This window comes from Amycolatopsis balhimycina FH 1894 (assembly GCF_000384295.1).
Classification (GTDB): Bacteria; Actinomycetota; Actinomycetes; order Mycobacteriales; family Pseudonocardiaceae; genus Amycolatopsis; species Amycolatopsis balhimycina.
Map to the genome: position 1 here is coordinate 6076560 of NZ_KB913037.1, position 17634 is coordinate 6094193.

At 69.2% G+C, this 17634-nt stretch carries 15 protein-coding genes; 9 read left to right on the top strand and 6 right to left on the bottom strand.

From position 1 onward, the window contains the following. The first annotated feature begins 13 nt into the window (after positions 1-13). A complete protein-coding gene (locus tag A3CE_RS0127735) occupies positions 14-1138 on the top strand; it encodes an acyl-CoA dehydrogenase family protein (RefSeq protein ID WP_020643358.1) in 1125 nt (374 codons plus the stop codon). Continuing rightward, on the top strand, positions 1135-1587 hold the full coding sequence (locus tag A3CE_RS0127740; protein ID WP_020643359.1) for a winged helix-turn-helix transcriptional regulator: 453 nt from the start codon (positions 1135-1137) through the stop codon (positions 1585-1587). Before A3CE_RS0127735 ends, A3CE_RS0127740 begins: the two co-directional genes overlap by 4 nt. On the opposite strand, the gene A3CE_RS0127745 is transcribed toward A3CE_RS0127740, so the two are convergent. After that, positions 1584-2828, bottom strand: coding sequence for a D-alanyl-D-alanine carboxypeptidase family protein (locus A3CE_RS0127745; protein WP_020643360.1), 1245 nt, complete (start codon positions 2826-2828; stop codon positions 1584-1586). The two genes, A3CE_RS0127740 and A3CE_RS0127745, sit on opposite strands and share 4 nt — an antisense overlap. A 41-nt stretch (positions 2829-2869) precedes the next feature. Here A3CE_RS0127745 and A3CE_RS0127750 point away from each other — a divergent pair, with 41 nt between their 5' ends. After that, a complete protein-coding gene (locus A3CE_RS0127750) occupies positions 2870-3106 on the top strand; it encodes an SCO4848 family membrane protein (protein WP_020643361.1) in 237 nt (78 codons plus the stop codon). Positions 3107-3169: 63 nt separating this feature from the next. Further along, on the top strand, positions 3170-4561 hold the full coding sequence (locus A3CE_RS0127755) for a S8 family peptidase (RefSeq protein ID WP_026468926.1): 1392 nt from the start codon (positions 3170-3172) through the stop codon (positions 4559-4561). 78 nt (positions 4562-4639) lie between these two features. Here A3CE_RS0127755 and A3CE_RS55405 read toward each other — a convergent pair whose 3' ends face one another. The 5 genes from A3CE_RS55405 to sdhC form a co-directional block, all read right to left on the bottom strand. Then, on the bottom strand, positions 4640-5545 hold the full coding sequence (locus A3CE_RS55405) for a hypothetical protein (RefSeq protein ID WP_245589601.1): 906 nt from the start codon (positions 5543-5545) through the stop codon (positions 4640-4642). A gap of 229 nt (positions 5546-5774) precedes the next feature. Then, a complete protein-coding gene (locus A3CE_RS0127760) occupies positions 5775-6545 on the bottom strand; it encodes a succinate dehydrogenase iron-sulfur subunit (protein ID WP_020643363.1) in 771 nt (256 codons plus the stop codon). Next, complete coding sequence (gene sdhA, locus A3CE_RS0127765) at positions 6545-8299, bottom strand: succinate dehydrogenase flavoprotein subunit (protein WP_020643364.1); 1755 nt, start codon at positions 8297-8299, stop codon at positions 6545-6547. Before sdhA ends, A3CE_RS0127760 begins: the two co-directional genes overlap by 1 nt. Positions 8300-8317: 18 nt before the next feature. Then, positions 8318-8731 carry a succinate dehydrogenase hydrophobic membrane anchor subunit gene (locus tag A3CE_RS0127770; RefSeq protein ID WP_020643365.1) on the bottom strand — a complete coding sequence of 138 codons (414 nt, stop codon included), beginning with the start codon at positions 8729-8731 and terminating at the stop codon, positions 8318-8320. 1 nt (position 8732) lies between these two features. Then, complete coding sequence (gene sdhC / locus A3CE_RS0127775) at positions 8733-9176, bottom strand: succinate dehydrogenase, cytochrome b556 subunit (RefSeq protein WP_063714214.1); 444 nt, start codon at positions 9174-9176, stop codon at positions 8733-8735. Positions 9177-9570: 394 nt separating this feature from the next. On the opposite strand from sdhC, the gene A3CE_RS0127780 reads away from it, so the two are divergent. From A3CE_RS0127780 to A3CE_RS0127800, 5 genes are all read left to right on the top strand, one after another. Beyond that, positions 9571-11562: an NPCBM/NEW2 domain-containing protein gene (locus A3CE_RS0127780; protein ID WP_084641814.1), complete on the top strand. Its 1992-nt coding sequence runs from the start codon at positions 9571-9573 to the stop codon at positions 11560-11562. Between the two features lie 11 nt (positions 11563-11573). Beyond that, positions 11574-13430, top strand: coding sequence for a glycoside hydrolase family 97 protein (locus A3CE_RS0127785; RefSeq protein ID WP_026468928.1), 1857 nt, complete (start codon positions 11574-11576; stop codon positions 13428-13430). A 288-nt stretch (positions 13431-13718) separates the two neighbouring features. Next, complete coding sequence (locus A3CE_RS0127790) at positions 13719-14861, top strand: BMP family lipoprotein (RefSeq protein WP_020643369.1); 1143 nt, start codon at positions 13719-13721, stop codon at positions 14859-14861. Between the two features lie 81 nt (positions 14862-14942). Further along, complete coding sequence (locus A3CE_RS0127795; RefSeq protein WP_020643370.1) at positions 14943-16514, top strand: ABC transporter ATP-binding protein; 1572 nt, start codon at positions 14943-14945, stop codon at positions 16512-16514. Further along, complete coding sequence (locus A3CE_RS0127800; RefSeq protein ID WP_020643371.1) at positions 16511-17602, top strand: ABC transporter permease; 1092 nt, start codon at positions 16511-16513, stop codon at positions 17600-17602. The genes A3CE_RS0127795 and A3CE_RS0127800 overlap by 4 nt, the downstream gene beginning before the upstream one ends. Positions 17603-17634: the final 32 nt, after the last annotated feature.

The window sequence follows — 17634 nt, forward strand, 5'->3', positions numbered from 1 at the left end:
AGAAACTGAACCGGTGCCGACGCCCGAAGAGTTGCTGGACGCCGCCCGCGAGTGTGCCCACCTCGCCAAGTCCCTTGCACCGGTCACCGAGCGGCACCGCGCCCTCCCACCCGAGCTGGTCGCGAAACTCACCGACGCGCAGCTCTTCCGCACCGGCGTCCCCGGCTACCTCGGCGGCCCCGAAGCGCCGCCCGCGGTCAGCCTCGAAACCGCCGAGACGATCGCGCGGGGCGACGCGTCCGCCGGCTGGTGCGTCTCGATCGCCGTGACGAGCAGCCTGCTGTCGGCCTACGCCCCGCGGAAGTGCGCCGAAGAGGTCTTCGGTGACCCGCGCACAGTCGCCGCCGGCGTCTGGGCGCCGCGAGGCACCGGCCGGCCGGTGGACGGCGGTTACGTCGTGACCGGGCGCTGGGCGTTCTGCAGTGGCATCCCGCACGCGGACTGGCTCTTCGCCGGGTTCGTGCACGAAAGCGTGCACTACGTTGCGGCACTGCCGAAGGCCGAGATCGAGGTACTCGACACCTGGCACACGAACGGCCTGCGCGGCACCGGCAGCCACGACTGCGTTGCCGACGAGCTGTTCGTCCCGGACCACCGCGTCTTCTCAGTGATGGGTGGGCCGCCCGCGGAAGCCGTTGCCCTGCACCGGTTTCCGCTCTTCGGGTTCTTCGCGCTGTCGGTCGCGGCGGCCGCGCTGGGCAACGCGCGCGGCGCGATCGACGACCTCGTCGAGCTCGCCTCGACGCGCAAGCCGCTCGGCTCCAGCCGGTCGCTGGCCGAACGGTCGCAGACCCAGGCCGCCGTCGCTGAGGCAGAAGCGGCTCTGCGCGCGGCGCGGCTGCTGTTCTACGCCAGTATCGACGACGCTTGGCAGGCCGCGCAGGGCGCCGAACCCGTGCCGGACGCGCTCAAGCTCGGCTTGCGGCTGGCCGCCACGCACGTCACGCGCACCGCCGCGAAGGTCGCCGAAAGCATGTACGACCTCGGCGGCGGCGCGGCGATCTACGAGACGTCACCCTTGCAGCGCCGGTTCCGCGACGCCCACACCGCGACAGCCCACTTCCAGGTCAACCCGGCCAGCTACGAGCTGTCCGGCAAGCTGCTGCTGGGCGTCCCGGTCCGCACGGAACAGCTGTGAACGACCTCGGCCACCGGTTCACGGCGGACTCGGTCGGGCGGGCGCTCGACCTGGTCGGCGAGCGGTGGAGCCTGCTCATCCTGCGGGAGACGTTCTTCGGCGTGCGGCGCTACGGCGAGTTCGCGCGCAACCTGTCGATCCCGCGCCCGACGTTGTCCGCCCGGCTGAAGACCCTCGTCGACGCGGGCGTGCTGGAGCGCGTCGACCCGGTGCCGGAGTACGTGCTGACGCGGGCCGGGCGGGACCTCTTCGGCGCCGTCGTCACACTCATGCAGTGGGGCGACCGGCACCTCGCGGGGCCAGACGGACCGTCGATCCTGTTGCGGCACAAGGACTGCGGCGAGATCGCCGAGAGCTACGTCGCCTGCCGGCACTGCGGTGGCGAGATCGCGACGGACCGCGTCACGCCCGAGCCCGGCCCGGCCTATGTGTCCGAAGTGGACGGTTAGTTCGCGGCCTTCCTGCGCGCGTGCCCGACCACGAACCCGCCGACGATGATCAGGAACACCACCAGCGTGATGATCCAGCCGGTGACGCCGAACGGGTCCGCCTTCGCCGCGGCCGCGGCCGACGAGGTGCCGCTGTTGCCGGTGCCGTTGTCGCCGAGCGCGGACGAGTCGCCGTTCTCGGATGTGGCCCCCGGCGCCTGGTAGGTGATTTGGCCGACGGGCTCGGCCCGGTCGTCCTCCAGCGCGAAGCCGTAGTCGAGCAGCTTCGCCGCCTGGTCGACCACCTTCGTCGGCTTCTGCTCGGCGCGCACCATGACGACCGGGAGCCGCTTTCCCTTCCGCTCCGCCGCGCCGACGTAGGTGTGGCGGGCGTCGTTGGTGAAGCCGGTCTTGCCGCCGAGGAAGCCCGGGTAGACGCCGAGCAGCTTGTTGTCGTTGAGCACCGGGACGGCCGGCTTGCCGCCGGCCGGCGGGAGCTCGAAGTTCTTCGTCGCGACGACCTTCGCGAACTCCGGCTGCTTCATCGCGTAGTGGAAGATCAGGCTCAGGTCGTAGGCCGAGGTCGACATGCCCGGCCCGTCCAGCCCCGACGGCGTCGCGGCGCGCGTGTCGAGCGCGCCGATCTTCGCCGCCGTCGCGTTCATCTTCGCCACCGCGGCGGCGTCCCCGCCGAGCGCCGTGGCGACCGCGTGCGCGGCGTCGTTGCCCGAGTGCATCAGCAGGCCGTGCAGCAGCTGGTCGACGGTGTACTGGCCGCCGGCGACGAGGCCGACGCAGGTGCACTCCTGCTCGGCGTCCTCCTTCGACGCGACGATCACCTGCTCCGGCTTCAGCTCGTCGACGACGACCAGCGCGAGCAGGGTCTTGATCAGCGACGCGGGCCGCTGGCGGGCGTGCGGGTCCTTCGCCGCGATCACCGCGCCGGTGTCGAGGTCCTGCACCAGCCACGACGCCGCGGTGTTGCCGTCCGGCGGGTTGAGCGCGCCGTTCGGGGTGACCAGGCCGCATTCGGCCATCCGCGGGCCGCCGGCCGGGACCGCGGGCACGGCCGGCGGCGCCGGGACCTGGCTGCCCGGCGCGGGCTTCTCCGACGTGTCGACCGGCGGGGGCGGGACCTGGCGGTTCGCGCACGCCGTCTGCGGCGGGGCCGCGGCCGCCAGCGCTGGCGTGCTCAGGGCCAGGAGGGCGGCGGCGAGCGTCGTCGTGAAAACCTTGAGCGACCGGGAGACAACAGAGTGCACCCACGCAATCTAGCGCCGCGACCGGCGCCGCATACTGGGGCATGCGCATTTCCCGAGGCACCTCGCTGTTCCTGCTGGCCTTCGGCGTGTGGTCGTGGATCATCTGGATCACGTTCGCCAAGAACCTCTGGGAGAGCGACCGGGCGTGGGCGCCGGACGGCTCGCCGACCGCCTACTTCGTGGTGCACGCCGTGCTGACGGTCGTGTCGTTCGTGCTCGGCACGGCCATCGGCGTGCTGGGCTGGCGCGGGGTGCGCTCTTCCGCGCGGGTCTCCTGACTTTGGTCGGTGGCGCGGTCCGGTGGGCCGGTTTAGGTTGACGCCACCGAACCTGGAGGTGGAATGTCCCGTTTACGCCGAATAGCGGCTCCGCTCGTGCTGGCCGCCGGGGGCAGCCTGTTCGCGGTAGCGCCGGCCGCGGAGGCCGCGCCGGCCGCCTGCGACACGACGAGCACGCCGTACACGTACGTGGTGACTTACCAGCCGGGGACGCGCGCTTCGGCCGTCGACAAGGAACTGGCGGCGAAGTGCGGCACGAAGGTGGCGTACTACCCGGAGATCGCCGTCGCGATCGCCAGCTCGCGCAACGCGGACTTCCAGCAGAAGATCGGCGTCTACCGGGCGTACTCAGGGGAAAAGGACGTCGCTTCGGCGGCTTCCGCCCGGTCCCTGCGCGCGGTGCGGACGCTGGAGGACACCCAGTCGGTCGCCGCGGCCGGTGATCTGTCCGCGCAGCAGTGGGACATGAAGGCGATCCACGCGCCGGAAGCGAACAAGATCTACCAGGGCAGCCGCGCGGTGACGGTCGGCGTGCTCGACTCGGGCATCGAAGCGACGCACCCGGCCCTTCGCAGCGCCGTCGACGCTCGCTCGTCGGCGGGCTGCGTGACGGGTGCGCCGGACCTTTCCCCGGCGTCCTGGGCACCCACGACGTCGGACCACGGCACGCACGTGGCGGGCACGATCGCGGGCAAGGACCCGGCGGCCGGCTTCACGGGCATCGCGCCGGGCGTGCGGCTGGCCTCGGTGAAGGTCGTCAACGACGCCGGCTACATCTTCCCGGAGTCGGCGGTCTGCGGATTCGTGTGGGCGGCCCGGCACGGGTTCGCGGTGACGAACAACAGCTACTACATCGACCCGGGCATGTTCTACTGCCCGAAGCAGCCGGGCGACGCGGCGGCGTTCGAAGCGGTCCGCCGGGCAGTGGAGCTCTCGACGCGCCGCGGAGTGCTGAACGTGGCGGCGGCGGGCAACTCGGGCTTCGACACGACGGCGCAGACGACGGACCCCAACCGCCCGCACCCGGTGGACTCGACGTGCGGCATCCTCCCGAAGGCGATCGACGGCGTCGTGAAGGTGTCGGCGGTCGGCTACGCGGGCACGAAGTCGTCGTTCAGCAACTACGGCAAGATCGACGTGACGGCCCCTGGCGGCGACTTCGTCCAGACGCCCCCGCCGGGCGCCGGACCGTCGTGCCCGCTGTCGGCCACGGTGTTCGGCGGCCAGTACGGCTCGAAGTGCGGCACCTCGATGGCGTCCCCGCACGCGGCAGGCGTGGCGGCGCTGATCGCGTCCCGGTTCCAGGGGATCCCGCCGCAGCTGCTGGCCCACCTGCTGGAGGGCGAGGCGGACGTGGTGAAGTGCGCGGCCACCGAGACGGAGTGCACAGGGCCGTCGAAGAACAACTCGTACTACGGCCACGGCCTGGTCAACGCCCTGGACGCGGTGCGCTAGCCCACTTGTCCGACAACAGCTTGTCCGTGAATGGCACATTGAGGGACGTAGAGTCCCTCAATGTGCCATTCACGGACATTAAGCCGCTTCCCTTGCCAGAACGACGGGAGGACGTGGTCGAGCTGAAGCTGCCTGGTAGGCGGCTTCGAGTTCGTACAAGACTCCACCAGGATCATCTCGCAGGCGTGATGGGAGAGTCGGAACCACCGTGATGCCTGCCGCGGCGTACCGGGTGTTCCGCCGCAACGTTCTGGCGTAGCTGTCCTTGGAAAAGTGAAAGTCGACCGAGTCGATTTCCCAAGCCAATGCGACGTCGTCCCACCAGCCGTCGGGTCGCCCGATGTAGGCTCCGCCTGGAGCTTGGATCGTGGGATTCCAATGGGAAGGTGGAACCGGCAGTCGCTTGCTCAGCTCCTTGGCGCGGGCTTCGGCCACCGAGCGAAGATCGAGCCATTCCGCCAGAAGCCTTCGAGGTAGCGCAGTTCCGCGCTTCGTACCCGTATCCAGTTCTCCAGTGATCGCCTCGGGAGGGCATCGCCCACGCTGGATCGCTTCGACCAGCAGCTCGCCGATAGGTTCCTCGGTGTGGATCCGGCGGACGGCATCGGTGACAGCTCGTCTCAGCGGTGCCAGCGGCAAGTCATCACGCATGTGGGGCGTCGGCAGTCGCCAGGTCCGTTCGATGGTCACGTACTCGCTGCTCAGGACCTTGTGTCGTTGCGCAAGCAGCAGGTGTACGTCGTCAGCTGAGAACGTCGCAGGCACACGTAGCCCGTACTGTCGGCAGGCCGCGGCCCCGGTGATCATGGCGCTTGGCCCCGCGTACAACAGGGCGGCCAAGAGCCGCTCACGACTCGAAGGTTCAGAGTTGTGCAGAACGATGATGCCGGGCAATAGGCGTTGCCAGGGACCACCGGGCAAGCACCGACGGTAGATGACCTTGCTGCTCAAGCCCAAGGATTCCAGCGTGAGCGCTTTGATCACGCCTTCTCGGCTTCGTTCTCTCAGCAGTTCGGGATGCTCAGCCCATCTCCCTCGTCGAGGCATGATCGAATCTTGAGCCCGCCACGTCAGGCCACGCCAGCCCCGATCATCGAACCTGTGGATAACCCACCCTATGTGGATAACTCAAAGGGCCGTGAATGGCACATTGAGGGACTCTAAGTCCCTCAATGTGCCATTCACGGCCCTGCAGCTGAGCGGAAGTGGAGTGTTAGACGCGCTTGAAGAGGAGGGCGCGCTTCACTTCCTGGATTGCCTTGGTCACCTGGATGCCGCGGGGGCAGGCGTCCGTGCAGTTGAACGTCGTGCGGCAGCGCCAAACACCCTCGCCGTCGTTGAGGATGTCCAGGCGCTCCTCCGCCCCCTCGTCGCGGGAGTCGAAGATGAACCGGTGCGCGTTCACGATCGCGGCAGGCCCGAAGTAAGACCCGTCGTTCCAGTACACCGGGCACGAAGACGTGCAGCACGCGCACAGGATGCACTTCGTCGTGTCGTCGAAGCGATCCCGGTCCGCCTGGGACTGGATGCGCTCCCGGGTCGGCTCGTTCCCGTAGGTGATGAGATAAGGCTTGATCGCGCGGTACGCCTCGAAGAACGGGTCCATGTCGACGTAGAGGTCCTTCAACGTCGTCAGGCCCTTGATCGGGGCGATCGTGATCACCGTCGGCTTGCCGGACGGCGACAGCAGGTCCTTCATCAGGACCTTGCACGCCAGGCGGTTGATGCCGTTGATCTGCATCGCGTCGGACCCGCACACGCCGTGGGCGCACGAGCGGCGGAACGAGAACGTGCCGTCGATGTAGTCCTTGACGTAGAACAGCAGGTTCAGCAGCCGGTCGGTGCGCTGGGCCGGGACGTCGTAGGACTCCCAGTGCGGCTCCGAATCCACTTCCGGGTTGAACCGGAGGATCTTCAGCGTGACCGTGATCGGCGTGTGGTCCGAGTCGGACGAAGCGGCCGGAGCTTCCGTAGCGGTGGTCATCAGTACTTCCGCTCCATCGGTTCGTAGCGGGTGAAGGTCACGGGCTTGTAGTCCAGCCGGATGTCGGACGACAGGCCGGCGCCCTGCTTGTAGGCCATGGTGTGGCGCATGAAGTTCGTGTCGTCGCGGGTCGGGTAGTCCTCGCGGGCGTGGCCGCCGCGGGATTCCTTGCGTGCCAGCGCGCCCACGATCAGGACCTCGGCCAGCTCCAGCAGGAAGCCGAGCTCGACGGCTTCGAGCAGGTCGGTGTTGTACCGCTTGCCCTTGTCCGACACGGTGATCCGCTGGTACCGCTCCTTCAGTGCCTGGATGTCGGTCAGCGCCTGCTTCAGCGTGTCCTCGGTCCGGTACACCGAAGCGTGCGAGTCCATCGTCTGCTGCATTTCCTTGCGGATGTCGGCGACGCGCTCGTCGCCGTGCTCCGACAGCAGGCCCGCGAGCTGCTCCTCGACCAACGTGGTCGGATCCGAAGGCAGCTCGACGTGCTCGTGCGCCAGCGCGTACTCCGCGGCCGCGATGCCGGCGCGGCGGCCGAAGACGTTGATGTCCAGCAGCGAGTTCGTGCCGAGCCGGTTCGACCCGTGCACGGACACGCACGCGACCTCGCCCGCCGCGTACAGGCCGGGGATGACGTTCTCGTTGTCCCGCAACGCTTCGCCGTGGATGTTGGTCGGGATGCCGCCCATCACGTAGTGACACGTCGGGAACACCGGCACCGGCTCCTTGACCGGGTCGACGCCCAGGTAGGTCCGGGAGAACTCCATGATGTCCGGGAGCTTCGCGTTCAGCGTCTCCTCGGGGATGTGCGTGACGTCCAGGACAACGTAGTCCTTGTTCGGCCCGCAACCCCGGCCCTGCAACACTTCCTGCACCATCGAGCGGGCGACGATGTCCCGCGGCGCGAGGTCCTTGATCGTCGGGGCGTAGCGCTCCATGAACCGCTCGCCGGACGCGTTGCGCAGGATCCCGCCCTCGCCGCGGACGGCTTCGGAGATCAGGATGCCGAGGCCGGCGAGGCCGGTCGGGTGGAACTGGAAGAACTCCATGTCCTCCAGCGGCAGGCCCTTGCGGAAGATGATGCCGAGGCCGTCGCCGGTGAGGGTGTGCGCGTTCGACGTCGTCTTGAAGATCTTGCCCGCGCCGCCGGTGGCCATCACGATCGACTTCGCCTGGAAGACGTGCAGCTCGCCGGTGGCCAGCTCGTAGGCGACGACGCCGGAGGCGACCGGGTTGCCGTTCTCGTCCGGGGTGGTGACGAGGTCGAGCACGTAGAACTCGTTGAAGAACTCCGTGCCGTACTTGACGCAGTTTTGGTACAGCGTCTGCAGGATCATGTGGCCGGTGCGGTCCGCGGCGTAGCAGGCGCGGCGGACCGCGGCCTTGCCGTGGTCACGCGTGTGCCCGCCGAAGCGGCGCTGGTCGATCTTGCCCTCGGGCGTGCGGTTGAACGGCAGGCCCATCTTCTCGAGGTCGAGGACCGCGTCGATGGCCTCCTTCGCCATGATCTCGGCGGCGTCCTGGTCGACCAGGTAGTCGCCGCCCTTGATCGTGTCGAAGGTGTGCCACTCCCAGTTGTCCTCTTCGACGTTCGCCAGCGCGGCGCACATGCCGCCCTGGGCCGCGCCGGTGTGGGACCGGGTCGGGTAGAGCTTGGTGAGGACCGCGGTGCGGGCGCGCTGGCCGGACTCGATGGCCGCGCGCATCCCGGCGCCGCCGGCGCCGACGATCACCACGTCGTACTTGTGGAACTGCATGGCAGGAAGTCTCCGGAGTCAGTTCGCGGGCATGTTCGGGTCGAAGGTGAAGATCACCATCGTGCCGACGGCCAGGATCAGCGCCATGGACACGTAGAGCACGATCTTCAGCCAGAACCGCGTGCTGTCCTTGCGCGCGTAGTCGTCGATGATGGTGCGCAGCCCGTTGCCGCCGTGGATCTCGGCCAGCCACAGCATCGCGAGGTCCCAGAACTGCCAGAACGGCGAGGCCCAGCGGCCGGCGACGAAGCCCCAGTTGATCCGGTGCACACCGCCGTCGAGGATGTTCATGATCAGCAGGTGCCCGAGCACCAGGATGATCAGGGCGAGTCCGGAGATCCGCATGAACAGCCAGCTGTAGAGCTCGAAGTTGCTCCGGCGGGCGGCGGGGCGCTTCGGCGCGCGCGGGTTCGCGAGGGCGAGGTCGGCCATGTCAGTTACCCCCGAAGAGCATTTCGGCGGTGCGCTTCAGCATGAAGAAGGCACCGGGAACCATCACCACGACCCAGACCACGCCGATCACCCAGAGCATCGTCTTCTGGAACTTCGGGCCCTTCGACCAGAAGTCGACCAGCATGACGCGGATGCCGTTCAGCGCGTGGAAGAGCACCGCGCCGACCAGGCCGACCTCGAGGAGGTTGACGATCGGGGTCTTGTAGGTCTCGATGACCTGGTCGTAGGTGTTCGGCGACACGCGCACCAGCGCGGTGTCGAGCACGTGCACGAACAGGAAGAAGAATGTGAGCACGCCGGTGATGCGATGCAGGACCCAGGACCACATGCCGGGGTCACCCCGGTAGAAGGTCCCCTGCCGGCGTGAGGCACCCGCCCGATCGCTCGCGCCTGCCTGCGGGGCAGTGCTCGCCGTGGTGGACATCGGTGAACGGCCTCCAACGTCTGACTGTGCGCCCGGTGGCCGGTGAGGTCCGCAGTCGCCATGAGCGGTCGAGCTTGCCGAGATCAACGTCATCGAGCCTGGATGAATCGGATGCTAGACCCGGACCCGGCACGCGGCTCACCTCCGGGTTCCCCTCTGTGATGGACCAGACACCGGTATTCCCGCACCGCCACCCGGCGGTGTGGCGTGGCGCACTCGGTGGCGCGGTGGTACCGATCATCGGAACCGCCGGAGGTCTGATCTCTGCGGAGTCTGATATCTGATGCGCTACGCCAAAAGGCTGGTGCAGTCGGTTAATCGTTGACCGATGATCGTGTCGTTCCTACTGTCACCGGCACATACATCGGATCTCTCACGATGGGGTGACGTTCTGGTGAGACGACTCGGCTTGGTGATCGCCGTCGCGGCGCTGCTGCCCGTGGTGTCGGTCACGCCCGCGCAAGCACTGCCCGACGGACAGGCGTTGACGCCGCCGATGGGCTTCAACAACTGGAACACCACCGGCTGCGCCGTCGACGAGCAGATCATCCGCGACACCGCCGACATCTTCGTCGCCAAGGGCCTCAAGGCCGCCGGCTACGAGTACGTCAACGTCGACGACTGCTGGGCCGAACCCGCGCGCGACGCCGACGGGCGCATGCAGGCCAACAAGGCCCGCTTCCCGAGCGGCATCAAGGCACTCGCCGACTACGTCCACGCGAAGGGCCTCAAGTTCGGCATCTACACCAGCGCGGGCACGCTGACCTGCGCGAAGACCCAGCCGGGCGCGCTCGACCACGAAGACGTCGACGCGCAGACGTTCGCGGACTGGGGCGTCGACTACCTCAAGTACGACAACTGCAACAACCAGGGACGGCCCGCGCTCGAGCGCTACACGAAGATGCGCGACGCGCTGACGAAGACGGGCCGCCCGATCGTGTACTCGCTCTGCGAGTGGGGCGAGAACAAGCCGTGGACGTGGGGCGCCGATGTCGGGCACCTGTGGCGCACCACCGGCGACATCAAGGACAACTGGGCCAAGATGCTCCAGATCCTCAAGGCGAACGCGCCGCTCGCGCCGTACGCCGGGCCGGGGCACTGGAACGATCCCGACATGCTCGAGGTCGGCAACGGCGGCATGACGACCGAGGAGTACCGCTCCCACTTCTCGCTGTGGGCGATGATGGCCGCGCCGCTGCTGATCGGCGCCGACCTGCGCAAGGTGTCGCCGGAGAACTTCGACGTCCTGCGCAACACCGAGGTCATCGCGCTCGACCAGGACCGCCGCGGTGTCCAGGCGCGCGTGCTGTCCAACCAGGACGGACACTGGGTGTTCGCCAAGCCACTGGCGAACGGCGACGTCGCGGTCGCGCTGTTCAACGAGACGACGTCGTCCGCCACGATCGGCACCACCGCGGCCGCCGCCGGCCTCCCGGAAGCCTTCGGGTACTCCGCGCGTGACCTCTGGGCCCACCGCGACCTCCAGACCGCCGGCCGGCTCTCCGCGGTCGTCCCGCCGCACGCGACGGTGGTCTACCGCGTGCACGCGGGCGGCGCCTGGTGGCGGAACGCGCCCCTGGTGAGCACGGGCATCGAGCTGGCCGCGCCGGTCCCGGGCGTGCCGGGCGAGATCACGCCCGCCGGCAAGCCCTTCGAGGTCACGGTGTCCGCGACCGACGAAGCCCGCGTCCCGGTGTTCGACCCGCGCGTCACGCTCACCGCACCCGACGGCTGGCGCGTCGAACAGCTGGCCCGGCCGCGGAAGTTCGTGCTCGGCACCGGCGACACCGCCGCCGGACGCTGGCGGGTGACTCCGCCGGCCGGCACCGAAGGCACGACGGCGGTCCTGCGCGGCGGCGTCACGTACACCGCCCTCGGGTTCGGCCAGGCGAGCTGGGCCGGCGAGCAGCGGCTCACCGTGCCCGTGGCGCCGCCGACGGCCACCGCGTGGGCCAGCGACCTGCGCTGGGCGGCCGAGAAGAACGGCTACGGCCCGGTCGAACGGGACATGTCCAACGGCAGCATCCCGGCCGGCGACGGCAAGCCGCTGACGATCAACGGCGTCGTCTACCCGAAGGGCCTCGGCGCCCACGCGCCCAGCGAAGTCGTCTTCTACCTGGGCGGACGCTGCACGGCGTTCACCGCGGACGTCGGCGTCGACGACGAGCGCGAGGCGACGAACAAGCAGGGCTCGGCGACGTTCGAGGTCTACGCGGACGGCGCGAAGGCGGCCTCGACGGGCGTCCGGACCTGGCAGGACCCGGCCCTGTCCCTGGCCGCGGACCTGCACGGCGCCCAGTACCTCCGGCTCGTCGTCACCGACGGCGGCGACGGCAACTCCTACGACCGCAGCGACTGGGCCGCGGCCCGGCTCACCTGCGCGTGAAGGGACCCCGCATGAGGAAGCGAGTGGGAAGGGCGGCCGTCTTGGCCGTCGGGGTGGCGCTGGTCGGGTTGCCGGCGGCCGGGCAGCCCGCGCCGGTGACGTCCTGGACGCTGACCGCGCCGGGGACGTCCTTCGCGCCGGCGCCCGAGGCGCACATCGCCCTGGACCAGGGGAAACTCACCCTTTCGGTCACCCGGGGCGCGACGACGGTGCTCGAGCCGTCCGCCCTCGGCGTCGAGACGGAGAACGGCGACCTGACCCGCGGCCTCGAGGTCACCGGGTTCAGCCAGCGGCCGGTCCACGACGAGTACACGACCACCACCGGCAAACGCTTGCGGCACACCTACGACGCCGCCGAAACCACGCTGGACGTCAAGGGCCCCGGCGGCGCCTTCGCCGTCGTCTTCCGGGTCTCCCGCGACGGCGTCGCCTACCGGTACGTCTTCGACACCCCGAAGTGGGTGACAGTGATCCGCGAGGCGTCGGAGTACGCCGTCCCGCAGACCGCCGACTCCTTCCTGCTGCCGTTCGACAACGGCCGCAGCGACTACGAGAGCATCCACGTCCACAAGCCGGTCGCTCAGCAGGACCCGGCCGAGTACGGCTACCCGGCGCTGTTCCACGTCGGCGACACCTGGCTGTCGGTCCTCGAATCCGACCTGAACGGCAGCTACGCGGGTTCCCGGCTGACGCTCACCCCGCAGCACCGCTTCCAGCTCACCCTCGGCGACCCCGCGGAAGTCGCGAAAGGACCGTTGGCCACGCCGTGGCGCGCGATGATCGTCGGTGACCTCGCCACCGTCACGCAGTCCGACCTGAGCACCGACCTCGCGAGCCCGTCCAAGATCGCCGGCACCTCGTGGATCAAGCCCGGCGCGGGCGCGTGGTCGTGGTGGTCGGAAGGCACCGGCGACCTCGCGCTGCAGGAGAAGTACGTCGACCTCGCGGCGAAGGAGGGCTGGGCGTACAACCTCGTCGACGCGGGCTGGAACGCCGCCTGGGTGCCCGATCTGGTCGCCTACGCCAAACAACGCGGCATCGGCATCTGGCTCTGGGCCGACGCGAAGATCACCGACACCGACAGCGAGCGCGAAAAGAACTTCAAGCAGTACGCCGACTGGGGCGTCGTCGGGCTGAAGATCGACTTCGTCGAGTCCGAGCGGCAGGACCGCACCCGCTGGTACGACGCCGTGCTCGCGGCGGCCGCGAAGTACCACTTGATGGTGAACTTCCACGGCGCGCCGATCCCGCGCGGCATCCAGCGGACCTGGCCGAACGTGATGAGCGTCGAAGCGGTGCGGGGCGCCGAAGGCACGAAGCCGAAGCCGGGACGCGAGCCGTTCCCGATCGGCCACTACCTGACGCTGCCGTTCACGCGGAACCTCTCCGGCTCGATGGACTTCACGCCGGTCACGTTCACCGGCGTCCGGCCGACCAGCGACGGCGGCGAGCTCGCGCTGAGCGTGCTGTTCGAATCCGGCGTCCAGCACTTCGCGGACAGCGTCGCGAGCTACGACGCCCACCCGGCCGCCGAGCGGCTGCTCAAGGGCATCCCGACGGCGTGGGACGACACGCTGCTGCTGGCCGGCGACCCCGGGAAGCTCGCGGTGCTCGCCCGCCGCGGCGGCGCGCAGTGGTACGTCGGGGCGCTGGCGGCGGGGCCGGCCACGCGGCTCGACGCGCCGCTGGGGTTCCTCCCACCGGGTGATTGGCTGGCCGAGGTCTACGGCGACGGAGCCGACGGGAAGCTCCAGGTCACGACACAGCGCGTGACATCCGGGGGCGTTCTCACCGTCCCGGTGGCCGCGAACGGCGGATTCACCGCCCGGCTCTGCCTCGCCCCGGCAGGGGCGTCCGCCTGCCCCTGAGTACCTCGAATGGCCGCCGAAGGCCACCATCGGGGCCTTGAATGCCCTGATGGTGGCCTTCGGACGCGGGTTTTCGCCCGGCGGACTGGGCCGATCGGATGATCACGGGCGGTATCCAGTTCGTCGCGCGAGAGACTGCTGAGTAAACGTTTGTGTTACGTAGCGTGCCTTTCCTATGGCGCATTCCTGTCCGCCGGGTACGGTCTGGCGGTCGACCCGGCAGTAGGGCCGGGTCGTGCCCTTGACCATCCGCTGGATCAGCGGGGAGGGAGAAACACGTTGCGTCGCATGCGTGGAACCGCGCTGGCCGCCGCGGCCATGGCCGGGGTGCTCGTCCTGGCCGGGTGCGCCAAGGACTCGAGCGGTGGGAGCAGCAACAACAGCGCCGCGCCTTCGTCGGGTGGTTCGGACTGCGTGACCGCGCAGAAGCCGCCCGCCGCGCCTGCCGCGTCGAGCAGCACGGCCGCCGCCGGTGGCAAGGTCGACGGCAGCAAGCTCAAGGTCGGCCTGGCCTTCGACGTCGGCGGCCGGGGTGACGCGTCGTTCAACGACGCCGCCGCCGCGGGTACCGACAAGGCCAAGTCCGACCTCGGCGTGACGACGGTCAGCGAGAGCACCGCCTCCGCCAGCGAGGCCGAGTCGGCCAAGCAGCAGCGCCTCGACCAGATGGCGAGCCAGGGCCTGAACCCGATCGTGGCGGTCGGCTTCGCCTACGCGCCGGCGGTCAAGGCCATCGCGGCCAAGTACCCGAACACCAAGTTCGCCATCGTCGACGACGACTCGATCACGCTGCCGAACGTGACGCCGCTGGTCTTCGCCGAGGAGCAGGGCTCGTTCCTGGCCGGCGTCGCCGCCGCGTACAAGAGCAAGAGCTGCCACGTGGGCTTCATCGGCGGTGTCAACACCCCGCTGATCCAGAAGTTCGAGGCCGGCTTCCTGCAGGGCGCGAAGACGGTTTCGTCCAAGATCAAGATCGAGGACGAGTACCTGACCCCGGCCGGTGACTTCTCCGGGTTCCAGGACCCGCCGAAGGGCAACGCGAAGGCCGCGGCCGAGATCGCCAAGGGCGCGGACGTGATCTACCACGCCGCCGGCGCCTCCGGTAAGGGTGTCTTCGACGCCGCCAAGGCGGGCAACGCGCTGGCCATCGGGGTCGACTCCGACCAGTACAACCAGAAGACCGTCGCGGCCGACAAGGACGTCATCATCACGTCCATGCTCAAGCGCGTCGACGTCGCGGTGTTCGACTACATCCAGGCCGTCGCGAAGGGCGACCTGACCGTCCTGCCGAAGCGGTTCGACCTCAAGGTCGACGGCGTCGGCTACGCCACTTCGGGTGGCAAGGTCGACGACATCAAGGACGTCCTGGAAGGGTACAAGGCCCAGATCATCTCGGGCGCCGTCACCGTTTCGGACAAGCCGCAGAAGTAACTGACAACGCGGACAGGGCTCGGAGGGGATGTTCCCCTCCGAGCCCTCACGTGTTTTGACAGAGATGGAATTCTCCCGCCCATGAGCACAGCCGAGGCCCCGGCCGAGGCCGTCCCCGACCGGGGCGTGCCCGCCGTCCAGCTGACCGGGATCACCAAGCGCTTTCCCGGCGTGGTGGCCAACTCCGACGTCAACCTCACCGTCGCCGCCGGCGAGGTGCACGCCATCTGTGGCGAGAACGGCGCCGGCAAGTCCACCCTGATGAAGATCCTCTACGGCATGCAGCCGCCGGACGAGGGCACCATCGCGATCAACGGCGAAGAGGTGAAGCTGCGCAACCCGCAGGACGCCATCCGCGCCGGCATCGGCATGGTGCACCAGCACTTCATGCTCGCCGACAACCTGACCGTCGGCGAGAACGTCTTCCTCGGCGCCGAGGGCCTGCACGGCATCGGCCGCGCCGCCCGCGCCCGGCTGGCCGAGCTCGCCGAGCGGACCGGCCTGCACGCCAAGCCGGAGACGCTGCTGGAGGAGCTCGGCGTCGCCGATCGCCAGCGCGTCGAGATCGTCAAGGTGCTCTACCGCGGGGCGAAGATCATCATCCTGGACGAGCCGACCGCGGTGCTCGTGCCGCAGGAGGTCGACGCGCTGTTCGCGACCGTGCGGGAGATGAAGGACGGCGGCTACACGTTCCTCTTCATCTCGCACAAGCTCGACGAGGTCCGCGCGATCGCCGACACCGTGACGGTGATCCGGCGCGGCACCACCGTCGGCACGGCCGACCCGAAGACGATCACCTCCCGCCAGCTCGCGGAGATGATGGTCGGGTCCGAGCTGCCCAGCCCGGAGACCCGCGAGTCCACCGTGACCGACCGGGACGTGCTGCGGCTCACCGGGCTGACGCTCCGCGCCGACGGTTCCGACCGCAACGCGCTCGACGACGTCTCCTTCACCGTGCACGCGGGCGAAGTGCTCGGCGTCGCCGGCGTCGAGGGCAACGGCCAGACCGAGCTCGTCGAGACGATCATGGGCATGCGCAAGCCCTCCGGCGGCACGATCGAACTGGTCGACGCCGAGGGCCAGGCCCGTGACCTCACCAAGGCCGGGACGCTCGCGCGGCGCGAGGCCGGCATCGGCTACATCGCCGAGGACCGCACCCGGCACAGCCTGCTGCTCACGCAACCGTTGTGGGTCAACCGGATGCTCGGGTACCAGACCCGCGAACCGGTTTCCAAAGGACAGTTGCTCGACATCGCGGGCACACGCGCGGACACCGAGCGGATCGTGCGCGAGTACGACGTCCGCACGCCCGGGATCGACGTCCCGGCCGCGGCGCTCTCGGGCGGCAACCAGCAGAAGCTGATCGTCGGGCGGGAACTGTCCGGCAACCCGGTGCTGCTCATCGCGTCGCACCCCACGCGCGGCGTCGACGTCGGTGCGCAGGCGCTGATCTGGGAGAACATCCGCCAGGCCCGCGCCGCCGGGCTCGCGGTGCTGCTGATCTCCGCCGACCTCGACGAGCTGATCGGCCTGTCCGACACGATCCGCGTCATGCTGCGCGGGCGCCTCGTGAGCGAGGCCGACCCCGCCACGGTGACGCCGCAGGAACTGGGCTCCGCGATGACCGGCGCTGGGGAGGGTGACGAAGAATGACGTCCTGGCGCACGAAACTGCTGCCTCCGCTGCTGGCGATCGTCTTCGCCGTGCTGCTGTCGGCGATCGCGCTGATCATCTCCGGGGCCGACCCGCTGAACGCGTACGGCACGATGATCGGCCAGATGTTCAAGGGCTCGACCGCGGTCGACACGGTGAACCTGGCGACGGTCTACTACCTGTCCGGGCTCGCGGTCGCCATCGGCTTCCAGATGAACCTGTTCAACATCGGTGTCGAGGGCCAGTACCGGTTCGCCGCCGTCGTCGCCGCCATCGCCGGCGGCGCGATGAAGCTGCCGCCGGTCATCCACGTGCTCGCGATCCTGGTGGTCGCGGTCGTCGCGGGCATGGCCTACGCGGCGGTCCCGGCGATCCTCAAGGTCACCCGCGGGGTCAGCGAAGTCATCTCGACGATCATGCTCAACGCGATCGTCGCCGGGATCATCGCCTTCCTCATCAACGCCGACCAGTTCGGCGTGCAGACCGGCAACAACATCGGCACCCGCGTGATCGAGCCGTCCGGCCGGATCCCGGGCATCCCGCTCGGCTCGGGCACGCTGTTCGGCTTCGTGATCGTCGCGGGCGTTATTGGCGGCGCCTACTGGTTCATGCTCAACCGCACCCGGTTCGGCTTCGAGCTCAAGGCGTCCGGCGAGTCCACCACCGCGGCCGCCGCGGGTGGCGTCAACGCCAAGAAGATGACGCTGATCGCGATGCTGCTCTCCGGCGCGGTCGCCGGCATGGTCGCCATGCCGGAGCTGCTCGGCCGCGACTACAGCTACGGCATCACCGCGACGCAGATGTACGGCTTCACCGGCATCGCGGTCGCGCTGCTCGGCCGCAACCACCCCGGCGGCATCGCGCTCGGCGCGCTGCTGTGGGCGTTCCTCGACACCTCCGCGGTGTCGCTGGAGCAGATCAACGTGTCCAAGGAGATCGCGACGATCATGCAGGGCATCATCGTGCTGTCGGTCGTCGTGGCGTACGAGATCGTGCGCCGGGCCGACCTGGCGGCCGAACAACGCAGAGTCGGGCGCGCGCTCGCCGGCCGCAAGGGTTCCTCGGTCGCCGAAGGGGGTGCGGTGTGATCACCGACGTCGCCCCCGAATCCGGCTCGACC

What these genes read in the sequence shown, in the direction of transcription:
- A3CE_RS0127785 (WP_026468928.1), top strand. Translation starts at nt 11,574, where the DNA reads ATGAGGAAGCGAGTGGGAAGGGCGGCCGTCTTGGCCGTCGGGGTGGCG.
- A3CE_RS0127755 (WP_026468926.1), top strand. Translation starts at nt 3,170, where the DNA reads ATGTCCCGTTTACGCCGAATAGCGGCTCCGCTCGTGCTGGCCGCCGGG.
- A3CE_RS0127790 (WP_020643369.1), top strand. Translation starts at nt 13,719, where the DNA reads ATGCGTGGAACCGCGCTGGCCGCCGCGGCCATGGCCGGGGTGCTCGTC.
- A3CE_RS0127795 (WP_020643370.1), top strand. Translation starts at nt 14,943, where the DNA reads ATGAGCACAGCCGAGGCCCCGGCCGAGGCCGTCCCCGACCGGGGCGTG.
- A3CE_RS0127800 (WP_020643371.1), top strand. Translation starts at nt 16,511, where the DNA reads ATGACGTCCTGGCGCACGAAACTGCTGCCTCCGCTGCTGGCGATCGTC.
- A3CE_RS0127760 (WP_020643363.1), bottom strand. Translation starts at nt 6,545, where the DNA reads ATGACCACCGCTACGGAAGCTCCGGCCGCTTCGTCCGACTCGGACCAC.
- A3CE_RS0127750 (WP_020643361.1), top strand. Translation starts at nt 2,870, where the DNA reads ATGCGCATTTCCCGAGGCACCTCGCTGTTCCTGCTGGCCTTCGGCGTG.
- A3CE_RS0127770 (WP_020643365.1), bottom strand. Translation starts at nt 8,731, where the DNA reads ATGGCCGACCTCGCCCTCGCGAACCCGCGCGCGCCGAAGCGCCCCGCC.
- sdhC (WP_063714214.1), bottom strand. Translation starts at nt 9,176, where the DNA reads ATGTCCACCACGGCGAGCACTGCCCCGCAGGCAGGCGCGAGCGATCGG.
- sdhA (WP_020643364.1), bottom strand. Translation starts at nt 8,299, where the DNA reads ATGCAGTTCCACAAGTACGACGTGGTGATCGTCGGCGCCGGCGGCGCC.